The following is a 12,926-nucleotide window of genomic DNA, read 5'->3' as shown; positions in this document are numbered from 1 at the left end:
GGCCCATAACCTGCGCGCGGTGGCGCGCGCGGCCGGGGAGAGAGTAGGCCTCACCGCCATGGTCAAGTGCGACGGCTACGGGGCGGGGGCGGCTCCGGTGGCCCGCGCCTGCCTGGCAGCCGGGGCGACGCGCCTGGCCGTGACCTGCCCGCGCGAGGCGTTCGAGTTGCGCGCGGCAGGGATCGAGGCTGACATTCTGGTGCTCAATTTCGACTGCGCCGAGGCGGGGGCGCTGGTCGCCGCAGGCTGCGAGGCCGTGGTATACCTTCCGGCCCAGGTCGGGGCCCTGGCTGGCGCTGCACGCGCCCAGAGAGTCCGGGCGAGGGCGCACCTCAAGGTGGACACCGGGCTCGGGCGCTACGGTGTGCCGGTGGAGGAAGTCCGCTCCCTGCTGGAGCGCTGGCAAGGGCATCCCGATCTCGAATTTGTCGGCCTGATGACCCATCTGTCCCATGCCAACGAGCCCCTGGCCGATTCGGTCAACCGGGCGCAGATCGAGTTGTTCGAGCATCTGTCCCACTCGCTGGGAAGCCTTCTGCCGCCCCAGGTCCACGCGGCCAACTCGGCCGGGCTGGCGCGCTATCCGGGCGCGGCGTTCAGTTTTGTCCGCCCCGGGGCGGTGCTCTACGGCCTGCGGCCCTATCCGGGGATCGCCGATAGCCTCGACCTTCGCCGCGTGCTCGCCTGGAGCGCCCGGGTGGCCCAGGTGCGCGAGGTGCCCACGGGGCGGCGGGTGGGCTACGGCGGGATGTTCATCACCCGGCGGCCCAGCCGGATCGCCACCGTGCTGGCCGGCTACGGGGACGGTTACCCGGGGAGCCTCGCCAACCGCGCCCGCGTGCTGGTGGGCGGACGCAGCGCACCGGTGGTCGGGGCGGTCAGCATGGATTGTATCTGCGTGGACCTGACCGACCTGGAAAATCTCCCGCAGCCGGGGGATGAGCTGGTGCTGCTGGGCGGCGCCTCCGGAGCGCGGGAGAGCGACGGGGCGGAGTATATCAGCCCGGAGGAGCTGGCCGCCGCGGCCGGCATCTCGGCCTACGAGTTCATCACCCGCATCGGTCCGCGGGTCTGCCGAATCTACCGCACTGCGATTTGAGCGCTGTTTCTTTTAATCTTATCTCAATATATTGGGAGTTGAAAAACTCTGGTTTGATCGTGCGGCATATAACCGGTCGGGATTGTTGTTTTCACGGGCACACCTGGATGAGCCTTCAATACGGGTTTTTCATTCCATGGTGACCGGGATTGTCGTAGGGGCACGGCTTGCCGTGCCCGAAAAGCCTTTTCGGTCGAGGCATGCCTCGACCCTACGAAAGGAGAAGACCCAATGTGTAAGAGAGAGAGAGTATATTGGGTATTGGGTATTCTTATATCAGCCACGGTTGTTTTTCTAATCATGAAACAGGTGGATTCCGATGCTGTGGTTGGATTTCTTGGTGTGCTGATAGGTGCCGGGGTTTCATCTGCTACTTCCTTCCTTCTTGCTAACCGGAGTTATAGACAGCAATTGGCTATGGCTGCTTTAGATCGACGCCTTGCTGTGCACCAGCAAGCTTATATTAAGTGGATGGAGATCATTGAATCGTATCGAGATAAGGAGAAAGTATATAAAGTTGTAAAAAATGCCAATGCCTGGTGGAGACAAAATTGTCTTTATCTTGATGCACAATCTCGTATAGCTTTCAAAAAATGCATAGGTGCCGCGGAGTTATACCCTGAATTAAACGTAGGGCCGGATGATCCCGAAAAACGTAAAAAGATTAAAGAGTGCAATGAAACTATTTGGGAAACAGGCAGAATTATAGTACAAGGAGTAGCTTTACCAAACCTGGAAGATGAGACTGGGCTGAAGGAAAAGGAACGAAAAAATGATGGAAATAGTTAAGCCATTTTTAATCATGACTGGAGAACCTCGATGCAGAGACGACAGTTCGTGCGGCGCAACCTGGCCCTGGCCGCGGCCGCGCCGTTTATAAGCCCGCTGAGCGCCGGAGCGGTGGAGGCCGGTTCGCAGCCGGAAAGCTTCTCGGCCGCCCACCCCTCGGGCCGCCCCCTGCGCCTGGGCCTGGTCCAGCTCGACACCTCGCACCCGGATTCGATCAGCGCGGCGCTCAAGGAGAGAACCGATATCCAGATCGCGGCGGTTTTCGACCGCGGGCTGGTCTACGGCCCCGAGCGCACGGCCGCGTACGCCGCAGACAACGGGGTAAAGCATGTCTGTAAAACATTGGAAGAGATGGTCCCCCTGGTGGATGTGGCCATGGTCCTGGGCGTGGACTGGGACAATCACGTGTCGGACGCCGAGCCGTTCATCCGCGCCGGGGTGCCGGTGTTCATCGACAAGCCGGTGGTGGGCTGCGAGGCGGATGCCCGGCGGTTGCTGGAGCTGCGCACCAAGTATCTTACGCCCGTGTTCGGCGGCAGCACCTACCGCTACAACGAGGCGTTCCTGGCGCTTAAAGAAAAAATGAGCCACCTGGAGGACAAGGTGGCCCTGACTGTCTACGGCAAGATCAACTCCCACAGCCGCAACGACATGCTCGACCTGATGTACTACGGAATTCATGGAGTGGAGACCATGTCCGAGGTGCTGGGGCCGGGCGCGCTCACGGTGAATTACCTCGATTTCTACCGCAAGCAGCACCTGATCCACGTCCACTACGACAACCGCCCGCCGGTGATGCTGGTCCTGGGCTGGGCGCTGAGCAACACCCAGGCAGTGCTCCTCACCGATACGGCGGTGGAGAACGTGGAGCCCACGGTGAACGAGGGTCTGATCTACCCGCGGATAATGGCTGGCATGGCGCGCAGCATCGTGGACCGCCGCGAGGACCGTCCAGTGGATGAGACCCTGGAGGCCTGCCGGGTGCTGATCGCGGCGCAGAAAAGCCGTACTCTCGGCCGCCCGGTGACGTTGAGCGAGCTGGAGCCCGGGGACGGGTTCGACGGGGACGAGTTCGCCCTTGAGTACCGGCGGTTCCGCAACCTGAGCAGCGATGAGCGCCACAACTGGCGCGAGGGTGAAAGGTAGAAGGCTCAGGCCGCTCCGAATCGCCAGAATGGTACGAAAACGGCTGGGAAATGCTTCGATTCGGTCGGATTAACTTTCAGAATTTTCTGTAGGGGCGGGTTTAAAACCCGCCCCTACTTCTTGCGGCCCTCGGGCCGGCCGATGTTATTCATTGCAATTCAAGCTGTTATCACAATCCGCCCAGGCATGTCCCCGCCTTCCGCACCGCCACGGCTTGACAAAGTATCCGGGCCGGGATAGAATGAATCGCAAGCCCAATCCTTCCAAGAGTTTCTGTATGCCGGGAGGCGGGGCCGCCGCCGGCCGCGCTTTCTTGACCGATAGACAAATTATTCCCTGACGGACCGGAGCTGAACCGGGGGCGCGCGCTTGGGGCGTGTCCCCTCCTTCCCGGGGGCAAGCATGAAAGTCAAAGACCTGATGAGCCGCAACGTGGTCTCGGTGACCAAGGACATGTCCATCCGCAAGCTGATCAAGCTGATGGAGGAGCACCGGATCACCGGCGCTCCGGTGGTGGATGAGACGGGCTGCCTGATCGGCATCGTCTCGGGCAAGGACGTTATCAGCGCCATCGACCACCTTCTGCGCGTGCAGCTCAGCCTGGACGAGCAGCAGGAGCACAAGGGCCGTTTCAACTGGGTCGAGGGGATCATGACCCGCGAGGTGCTGACCGCCTCGGAGGAGGATGACGTACGCTCGGTGTTCAGCCAGATGGTCGAGCGCAAGATCCACCGTATCCCCGTGGTGCGCGAGGGCAAGCCGGTGGGGATAATCAGCAGCCAGGACGCCTGCCGTCTGGTCTCGGGGCTGGGTCAACTGTAACTGAGAGCCGAACGGGGCGCGGATGTTTGAGTTCGAGCGGGACAATTTCATCGTGGTCTCGAAGCAGACCCGTTTCCCGTATTCGCGTGGCCTGATGGCGCGCTCGCTGATGCGGGCCGGGATCGGCTCCGAGGACGCCTACACCGTGGCGCGCGAGCTGCAGGAGATGCTTCTCGTCCGCGGGGTGCAGGAGATTGCCTCCGACCAGTTGCGTCCCCTGGCCGCGGCTGTCATCTGCGAGCGTTTCGGCCCGGTGGTGTCCGCCAACTACGAGAAATGGAAACCCGAGTCGCAGTCCATTTTCGTGGGCGACCCGGGCAAGAACGAGCCGTTCTCGCGCGGCATCCAGGCCCAGTCCCTTCTGGCCGCTGGGCTCGACCCCGAGATCGCCCACCGGGTGGCCGAGAAGATCGCCGTGGAGATGAGCGACTGCGGCGTGGGTCTGATCCCGCGCGATGACCTGCGGCGCTTCACCTACCGCACCCTGCTGAACGATTTCGGCCCCCAGTACGCCAATCAGTACATCCTCTGGCGCAACCTCAAATCGCCCAAAAAACCGCTGGTGCTGCTGTTCAGCGGGGCCACCGGCACTGGCAAGTCCTCGCTGGCCGTGGAGGTGGCCCACCGCCTGGGGATCACCCGTGTGATCGGCACCGATACGATCCGCGAGATCATGCGCGGCATGTTCTCCACCGAGCTGCTGCCCTCGCTGTACGAGTCCTCCTATTCGGTCTGGAAGAGCTGGCGCCGTCCTTTCGAGACCCACGAGGACCGGGTGCTGCTGGCGTTCCAGGAGCAGGCCCAGCGCGTGGCCGTGGGGGTCAACGCCATCCGCCGCCGCGCGGTCAAGGAGAACCTCTCGATGATCATCGAGGGCGTGCACCTGATCCCGGAGGGTATCCAGCCCGCGGCCGAGGACCGTGCCTTCGAGATTGAGTTGATGATCTCCACCAGCGACGAGGCCATGCACCGCAACCGTTTCATCGAGCGCGGCCGCAAGGCGGCGGAGCGCTCCTGCAAGAAATACCTGGACAATTTCGAGTCCATCCGCAGCATCCAGACCGCGTTGGTCGAAAAAGCCCGGCAGAAAGGCGTCTTCATAGTCGAGAATATCGATTTCGACGAGTCGGCACACAAGATCGTCCAGTACCTCACCCGCCGGATGGGCGAGCTGGTGGAGCTGGACCTTTCGTCCTACGAATCCGGGGAGGAGGCGACGAGCCTATGAGTGCAAACGGCGGCAACGGAAAGATACCGCGTTTCAACGGCCCGGCCGCGCTCATTATCATGGACGGCTGCGGGGTGCGCGAAGAGGAAGCCTACAACTGTGTGGCCCTGGCCAGAACTCCGTTCCTGGACTGCCTGCGGCAGGGCCTCTGCGTGGGAGCGGACGGCGCCAGCCGGGGCGAGCTGGCCACAGTCACCAGCTACACCGAGCTGATCGCCGTGGGACCGCCGGTGGGCATGCCCGAGGGGGCCAAGGGCTCCACTGCCGTGGGCCACGAGGTCCTGAGCGGCGTGGACTACATCCACCCGATGTTCCAGATCAGCAGCGCCATCCACGACGGGGCGATGGACAACCCGGTGATCGACGAGGCCATCGACTACGCCGTGGCGCACGACAGCGCAGTGCACCTTCTGGGTCTGGTCTCCAATAACCAGGAGCACAGCCACATCCTGCACCTCTACGCCATCCTGCGGCGGATCGTGCAGCGAGGCGGCAGGAAAATCCGCATCCACTATTTCTCGGACGGCCGCGGCACACCGCCCTACAGCGCCCCGCGGTTCCTGGAGGACCTGCGCACCCAGGCGCGCGAGATAATCGGCGACAAGCCCGTGGATTTCCAGGTGGCCACGATCGGCGGGCGCGACATCACCATGAACCGCAGCGCCGAGACCTGGTACAAGACCGAGAACACGTTCCGGGCCATTATCGAGGGGATCGGCCCGCGCGTGGCCGACCCGGAGGAGGCCCTGAAAAAGAACTACGACAAGGGCCTCACCGACCAGTATGTAACACCAAGCGTGATCGGCGATTATCAAGGAGTGGACAACCACGATGTGCTGATCCACTGGAATTTCCGCAAGGATCGCGGCGAGTTCCTGATGCGCATGTTAGTCGAGCCGGTGACCGACCTGACCGAGCGCCTGCGCACCTCCGGGGATGAGACCTACAAGGACCTTGCGCGTTTCGAGCGCTGGAAACACCGTCCGCAGCTCTACTACGACACCCTGTACATCGCCGGTCTGGTGGAGTACTACCGAGGCATGACCTGCCCGGTGGCGTTCCGCGAGCCGGTCCAGGACATCAGCCTGGGCAAGGTGCTCTCGGGCTATGGCTACCACCAGTGGCGCATGAGCGGGGTGGACAAGGCCAAGGCCGTGCTGCTGCTGTCGGGCAACAAGGTGGGCGCGCCGCTGCCCGGCGAGGAGCGGGTCACCGTGCCGCTGCCGGATGACGTGCGCGAGTACATCAAGGGCTACGACCAGTTCAAGGGCGAGGCGGGCTACCGTTTCGAGCCCTACGCCCGTTATCCTAAAATCGAGATCGAGGCGCTGACCGAGAAGCTCCTGGAGGTCATCGCGGCCGGGGACGGGAAGACCGTGATCCTGGTCAACCTGTGCAACCCTGATATGGTCGGCCACACCGGGGATGTCAGCGCGGGCATCCAGGCCATGATGGCGGTGGACAAAGCCTTGGAGCGCATCGTGACCGCGATACGCGACAAAGGCGGGTTCGCCCTGATCACGGCCGACCACGGCAACATCGAGCAGATGATCACCGAGGACGGCGAGCCGAACACGTTCCACACCTCGAACAAGGTGCCGCTTTTCATCGTGGGCCCGCCCAGGATGGAGCTGCGGCAGGACGGGACGCTCAAGGACGTGGCCCCCACGTTCCTGCGTATCCTGCTGGGCGAGGAAAAGCCCGAGGTGCGGCGCAGCATGAAAGGCCGTCTGCTGTTCAGCAACGGCAACTGATCGAGGTGCATCGCCTGCGACCTTGAGACGGTCCGTTCTTCGCAACGGAACTGGCGAGGGGGGAATTCTTTCTGCTTGCCGGTTTGCGGCCCTGGGGCTAACTTTCCTGCCGGGATTTCTGTCCCTTCCCGATTATCCCTTTTGAATCGTCCCCCAGTCGAGGAGGCGCGGGTGCGCTCTGTCCGGTGGGTGCTGCTTTTCTGTCTGCTGGCAGCGTACGGTCGTTCCGCGGCGGCTGAAAGCCCGGCCGGAAGCGGTATCGAGAAGATAGTATTCAACTTCCACTCCTCCAGCCTGGCCGAGTTCGAGGCCCTGGCCCGCCGGGCCAAAGCGGCCGGGGCCACGCACGTGGATGTCTCCGAACTGCCCGAGAAAAGCTGGTGGCAGTTCCCCGACCGCAACGACCCCTACCCGCAGTGGGTGTTCATCAATCCCTCCCTGTTCAAGGCCGTGATCCCCTCCGGGCTGAAAGGCCACCTGCCCGAGGCCCCGGCCGCGGCGTATCTGGCCGTGCTCGGACAGCGCTGCCGGGTGCTGCGGGGCCTGGGCCTCAAGGGGGCGTTCGTAGCCGGCGAGCCGATGATGCTGCCCGAGAGCGTGTTCGATGCGCACCCGCTCTGGCGCGGCCCCCGGGTGGACCACAGCGCCCGCAGCCGGGCGGCGCAGTTCGCCCCGGCGGTCGACAACCCCGAGGTGCGCGCGCTCTACCGCGAGGCCATGGCCGGGCTGATCCGCGCCTGTCCTGAGATCGACATCTTCCGCCTGCTGACCAACGATTCCGGCTGCGGTTTCGACTGGCACGGTGGGCTGTACGACGGCCCCCACGGGAACACGCTCTACGCCTCTGTCCCCACCGGCCAGCGTGTCGCCGGGTTCATGAAAGCCCTTCAGGAGGGGGCGGCCGAGGGCGGCGCCTCCGGGGTGACAATCAGCGTGCAGGGCACGGGCTGGGCCGGGGTGCGGGCCACCGAGTCCGCCGAGGCGGTGTCCTCGCTGGGTAATGCGATGGTCCTCGAAAACCACACCGCGGATGGCGCTCTCTGGTCGGCCCAGGCCGGATACACGTTCTATTTCTCCTACCTCTATCCGATAATCGGCATCCCGCAGCACCGCCGTTTTGTCGAGGAGTTGCAGGCTGCGGTGGCGCGCCGAGCCCCGGTGCTGCTGGTGGACATCGAGGACGGTTGCGGGGACACCTATTTACGGCTCTTCCGTCAGTTTTTCCAGGAGCGGCCCCAGGGCGTGCGCGGCCGGGATGAGTTCCTGGAGCGGTTCGCCGCGGCCGAGGCCGGAGCGCAGAACGCCGCGGCCCTGGCCGGGGTGTGGGACGATATCGGCGAGTCGGTGGAAAGCCACGCCCCACTCAACATGGGCGGGCACATATTCCTGCTCGGGACTACGAGCCAGCGCTGGCTGAACCGTCCGTTCGTGCCGTTTCCCACCGAACTGGCCGACTCCGAGTACACCTATTACCGTCCGTACCTGTTTCAGGCCCGCGCCCTGGAGAACGCCGAGGACCTGGCCGACCTCCAGGCCACCCGTTTCGTGGCCGGACAGGGGGCGGCCTATATTGTCTACCAGTACCTGTCCCGCGCCATGCAGCGGATCGACCGGGCGCGCGGCGGCCTGCAAGAGGTGCTCTCGAATCTGCCGCAAGGCGCCCTGCGCGACAGCCTGTCCCGCCTGGACACCCGCCTGGCCCTTTACAGCCTGCTCTGCCAGGGCGCAATCGATGCCCCGGCTTATCAGGAGAAAATCGACTACGCCCGCGAGAAAGGGCTGCGGCCGGAGCTCAACCAGCGTTTCTCTCTGGACAGCGACCTGTTCCGCCGGGATATCCTGCAGGTGGCGCGCCAGGAGATGGACAACACGGCGCAGATTGCTGATATTCTGGAACGGGCCGGTTTCCCGCTTATCCGTCAGACTGCCGACCCGTCCAGGGAGAACACCTGGGAGTTCGGCCCGGACCTCGTGAAACAGTTGCACCTGAAACTCAGGATCATGCGCGCCCACTGGCTGGACTACGACCGCATCTTCACCCGGCCGAACCTCTGAGACAGGCGGTCCCCGATGGCCAACAACAGGAATAAGACCATACCTTGCGCGGTGTGCGGCAAGAAATTCAAGCCCGATGATGTCCTCCTGCTGGAGGTGGTGCGCCAGCCGGTGTTCGAGACCATCCAGAAAGAGCACCCCGAGCTGACCCGCGAGGCTTTCATCTGCCGTCCCGACCTGGCCCGTTACCGGGGGCAGTACATCGAGGACGCCCTGGAGGAGGACAAGGGGGAGCTGTCGGTGGTGGAGCAGGAGGTCCTGGATAGCCTCGAGCTGCATGATATCTTGTCCGAGGACGTCAACGAGCTGTACGAGGGCAAGCTTTCGCTTGGTGACCGCCTGTCGGATAAAATAGCCGAGTTCGGCGGGAGCTGGTGGTTCATCATCGCCTTTTTCTCGTTCATGCTGCTCTGGATCGGGATCAACGCGTTAGTGCTTCTTTGGAAGCCCTTCGATCCCTACCCCTTTATCCTGCTCAACCTGATCCTTTCCTGCCTGGCCGCGATCCAGGCGCCGATCATCATGATGAGCCAGAACCGTCAGGAGGCCCGCGACCGCCTTCGCTCGGAGAACGACTACCGGGTGAACCTCAAGGCCGAGCTGGAGATCCGTCACCTTCACGAGAAGCTGGACCACCTGATGATGCACCAGTGGGCGCGCCTGCTCGAGATTCAGCGTATCCAGCTCCAGTTGATGGAGGAGGAGATCCTGAAACGCAAAGGGCGGCCCTGAGACGGCTTTTTGCATCCACATTCAGCCCAATTAAACCGGAGTGAAAGATGACTTCTCGCCGCTGGACCCTCCTGAGCCTTGCCGCGCTGCTTTGCATTTGTCTCGGGCGGACGGCAGCCGCCGCCCCCGCGCTCAGTCACGTGCGCGCCGCCGCCGACACGGTGGGCCTGTACTGCAAGTTCGAGCTGACTGTCATGGCGGAGGCCCGTTTCGCCAATCCCTACGACCCGGAGGAGGTGCTCCTGTCCGCCGAGTTTACCGCCCCCTCGGGCAAGGTCTGGAAAGTGGACGGGTTCTACAATCCGACTGAATGGGAAAACCTCTGGATGGTGCGTTTCGCGCCCGATGAGCCCGGCGCCTGGCGCTACGTGCTGCACCTGAAAGACCGCGAGGGCGAGGTGACGGGCGGGGAGGGCGCTTTCCAGGCCGTGCCCTCCGCCTCCCACGGCTGGATCGAGATCGCCCCCAATGGCCGCTACCTGCGGGCTCGGGACGGCAGCCCGTTCTACGGGGTGGGCCTCTGGTACAACGACGGCTTCGCCGAGGGCAGCGGCGGCCAGATCACCCCGGAGGGGCTGGATGAGCTGAAGCGCCGGGGCTGCAATTTCATCAGTTTCTTCCCCACGCCCCTGGAAACCGTGGGCACGGGGGTGGGCCGCTACGAGCAGTCCCGCTGCGCGAGGCTGGACCAGGTATTCGAGTGGTGCGAGGCCCGCGACATACATATCAGTTGGAACCTCTTTTTCCACAGCTACTATTCCGAGACGGTCTGGGGCGGCGGCAATTCCCGCTGGAACGCCAACCCCTACCGCGAGGTCTGCGCGGCCAGGGATTTCTTCTCCAGCCCGGATTCCTGGCGCTACACCGAGCGCATGCTGCGCTACACCATGGCCCGCTGGGGATACAGCCGCAGCCTGTTCCTCTGGTTCGTGGTGGATGAGATCGACGGGACCGAGGGCTGGCAGGAAGGCGACAGCCTGGCCGCCCTGGCCTGGTGCGGTAAGGTCAAGGGCTGGCTGAAAGAGCACGACCCCTGGCAGCGCCCCACCTGCGGCACCCAGTGCGGCGCGTACCCGCGCTACTGGGCCGCGGGCTACAAGCTTTTCGACATAGCCTCGCGCGAGGTCTACGAGGCCCAGCGCTGGCCGATGCCTAAAGGCGCGCGGATCGATGGCAAAGAGGAGCACCCGTTGCGGGCGAGCCTGCTCAACTACTCCGGCCAGACCAGCCGTCTGTGGAGCGAGTTCGGCAAGCCGGTGATCCTGGGCGAGTGCGGCTGGGCCCACACCTATTACGAGCCCTCGCAGCCCGGCTACCTGGCCATGTACCACAACGCCCTCTGGGCCGGCCTGACCAACGGCCTCTGTTGCACGCCGTTCTGGTGGGATTACAACGATTTCATCTGCGACAACCTGATCAACGGCCAGCTCGCGGCGTTTTCCCGGTTCACCGCCGGGCTCGACCTGACCGGCGGATCGCCCGCCCCGCTGGTCTGCCGCGCGGGCAAGGGTATCTCGGCCTGGGCCATGCGTAACGGCGCCACGGTGTTCGGCTGGGCGGTGAACCCGCTCCAGACCGGGATCGCCGGGGAGAAAGTCACGGTGGAGGGAGTGCCGGACGGAAAGTACACGCTCAAAATCTACCACACCTGGCGCGGACGGTTCGTGGGCGAGGAGACTGTGACTGTGGCGGGCGGCAAGCTCACTGTCACCGCGCCGGAGCTTCTCACCACCAACGTGCGGGCCAACCAGCTGGGGGATGATTTCGCGTTCCTGCTCACTCCGCTGCCCTGAGGCAACTTTCCAAGGAGGAAAAGAGCGATGAGGAATCTTCCGCGCCGCGAGGCAGGCCTGGCTGTCCTTCTGGTTGTGCTTCTCTGGAGCGCGCTCCCGGCGGGCGCACCCTCGGTCGTGACCGTGAAACCCGCGGTGAGCGAGGCCCTGCGCCCGCCTGCGCCGGGGGAGGTCAGCCTGGGTGGCTACCTGGGCGGGAAAATCGACCTCTGTATCCGTAACCGCGTGCTGGCCCAGGACGCCGAAAGCCTGATCGAGCCGTTCCGCAGGCGCGAGGAGACCCGCTGGTGGCAGAGCGAATTCTGGGGCAAGTGGTTCACCTCCCTGGCCCTGGCCGAGCGCTACGCGCCCGGGCCGGAGGTGGCCGCGCGCATGCGGGACGCGGTGCGCGGCCTGGTCGCCACGCAGAGCGCGGACGGCTACATCGGCAATTACAGCCCGTCCGCCCAGCTTGAGCAGTGGGACATCTGGGGCCGCAAGTACTGCCTGCTCGGCCTTCTCGCCGACTACGAGTCCCGCGGTGACACTCTGGCCCTTAACGCCGCCCGCCGCGAGGCCGATTTTCTGCTGAGCCAGGTCGGGCCGGGCAAGGCGGACATAGTGCATACCGGCAACTACCGCGGCATGGCCAGCTGCTCGGTCCTGGAGCCCATAGTCTGGCTCTACCGCGCCACTGGCGACAAACGTTATCTCGATTTCGCCCGGTATATCGTGGAGCGGATCGAGAGCCCGGACGGCCCCCGGCTTATCGCGCAGGCTCTGGACGGCGTGCCGGTGGCCCGGCGTTTCCCGCACCCGGAGAAGTGGTGGGGCTGGGAAAACGGGATGAAAGCCTACGAGATGATGTCCTGCTACGAGGGCCTGGTCGAGCTGTATAAAGTCACCGGGCAGGCGGAATATCTGCGGGCCGCCGAGGCCGCCTGGCAGAGCATCCGCGACACCGAGATCAATGTGGCCGGCGGCGGTTCCAGCCGGGAGTGCTGGTACGGCGGCGGGAGGCATCAGGCCCGCACGGCCCTGAGCTCGATGGAGACCTGTGTCAGCGTGACCTGGCTGCGCTTTTCGACCCGCCTGCTCGCCCTGACCGGCGATCCGCGCTACGCGGAGGCGGTCGAGCGGACCCTCTACAACGCCCTGCTCGGGGCGATGACCCCGGATGGCGCCGATTTCGCCAAGTACAGCCCCCTGGAGGGAGTGCGTAACCCGGGCGAGAACCAGTGCGGCATGACGCTCCACTGCTGCAACGCCAACGGCGCGCGGGCTCTGCTGGCCGTGCCGCTCGTGGCTGTGATGGCCTCGGACAGCGGGCCGGTGCTGAACCTCTACTGCGCCGGACGCACCGTGGTGCGCCTTCCCTCTGGCAACCGGGTGGAGATAGTGACCGAGACCGCCTACCCGTTCGATTCCACGGTCACGGTGCGGGTCAACCCGGCCCGGGCCGAGCGGTTCAGCCTGCGGCTCCGGGTGCCGTCCTGGAGCGCGCGGACATCTATCGAACCGGGGCGGGC

10 protein-coding genes are annotated in these 12,926 nt (G+C 64.4%); all 10 read left to right on the top strand.

The genetic code is table 11. From position 1 onward, the window contains the following. The coding region (gene alr, locus LLH00_04795; protein ID MCE5270583.1) for an alanine racemase at positions 1–1,099 on the top strand (1,099 nt) is incomplete at its 5' end. A gap of 231 nt (positions 1,100–1,330) precedes the next feature. Next, entirely contained in the window at positions 1,331–1,888 is a 558-nt protein-coding gene (locus LLH00_04790; protein ID MCE5270582.1) for a hypothetical protein, read from the top strand. Positions 1,889–1,918: 30 nt separating this feature from the next. Beyond that, complete coding sequence (locus LLH00_04785) at positions 1,919–3,034, top strand: hypothetical protein (GenBank protein ID MCE5270581.1); 1,116 nt, start codon at positions 1,919–1,921, stop codon at positions 3,032–3,034. Positions 3,035–3,436: 402 nt separating this feature from the next. Further along, positions 3,437–3,856, top strand: coding sequence for a CBS domain-containing protein (locus tag LLH00_04780; protein MCE5270580.1), 420 nt, complete (start codon positions 3,437–3,439; stop codon positions 3,854–3,856). Positions 3,857–3,878: 22 nt separating this feature from the next. Continuing rightward, entirely contained in the window at positions 3,879–5,084 is a 1,206-nt protein-coding gene (locus LLH00_04775) for a hypothetical protein (GenBank protein ID MCE5270579.1), read from the top strand. Then, positions 5,081–6,838 (top strand): hypothetical protein, encoded by a 1,758-nt coding sequence (locus LLH00_04770; GenBank protein ID MCE5270578.1) that lies wholly within the window; start codon positions 5,081–5,083, stop codon positions 6,836–6,838. The genes LLH00_04775 and LLH00_04770 overlap by 4 nt, the downstream gene beginning before the upstream one ends. 171 nt (positions 6,839–7,009) lie before the next feature. Beyond that, positions 7,010–8,893 (top strand): hypothetical protein, encoded by a 1,884-nt coding sequence (locus LLH00_04765; GenBank protein ID MCE5270577.1) that lies wholly within the window; start codon positions 7,010–7,012, stop codon positions 8,891–8,893. Between the two features lie 15 nt (positions 8,894–8,908). Next, positions 8,909–9,625 (top strand): DUF1003 domain-containing protein, encoded by a 717-nt coding sequence (locus tag LLH00_04760; protein MCE5270576.1) that lies wholly within the window; start codon positions 8,909–8,911, stop codon positions 9,623–9,625. A gap of 47 nt (positions 9,626–9,672) precedes the next feature. After that, entirely contained in the window at positions 9,673–11,418 is a 1,746-nt protein-coding gene (locus LLH00_04755; GenBank protein MCE5270575.1) for a DUF5060 domain-containing protein, read from the top strand. A gap of 27 nt (positions 11,419–11,445) precedes the next feature. Continuing rightward, a partial coding sequence (locus LLH00_04750; protein ID MCE5270574.1) for a glycoside hydrolase family 127 protein occupies positions 11,446–12,926 on the top strand: 1,481 nt, incomplete at its 3' end.

The organism is bacterium, assembly GCA_021372515.1.
Taxonomy (GTDB): Bacteria; Gemmatimonadota; Glassbacteria; order GWA2-58-10; family GWA2-58-10; genus JAJFUG01.
The sequence above is the reverse complement of the archived record's forward strand: the minus strand, read 5'-3'. Positions and strand labels throughout refer to the sequence as shown.

Bases quoted from the DNA above. Each gene is read 5' to 3' on its own strand.
- LLH00_04755 (MCE5270575.1), top strand. From the start codon at position 9,673: ATGACTTCTCGCCGCTGGACCCTCCTGAGCCTTGCCGCGCTGCTTTGC.
- LLH00_04785 (MCE5270581.1), top strand. From the start codon at position 1,919: ATGCAGAGACGACAGTTCGTGCGGCGCAACCTGGCCCTGGCCGCGGCC.
- LLH00_04770 (MCE5270578.1), top strand. From the start codon at position 5,081: ATGAGTGCAAACGGCGGCAACGGAAAGATACCGCGTTTCAACGGCCCG.
- LLH00_04775 (MCE5270579.1), top strand. From the start codon at position 3,879: ATGTTTGAGTTCGAGCGGGACAATTTCATCGTGGTCTCGAAGCAGACC.
- LLH00_04780 (MCE5270580.1), top strand. From the start codon at position 3,437: ATGAAAGTCAAAGACCTGATGAGCCGCAACGTGGTCTCGGTGACCAAG.
- LLH00_04790 (MCE5270582.1), top strand. From the start codon at position 1,331: ATGTGTAAGAGAGAGAGAGTATATTGGGTATTGGGTATTCTTATATCA.
- LLH00_04760 (MCE5270576.1), top strand. From the start codon at position 8,909: ATGGCCAACAACAGGAATAAGACCATACCTTGCGCGGTGTGCGGCAAG.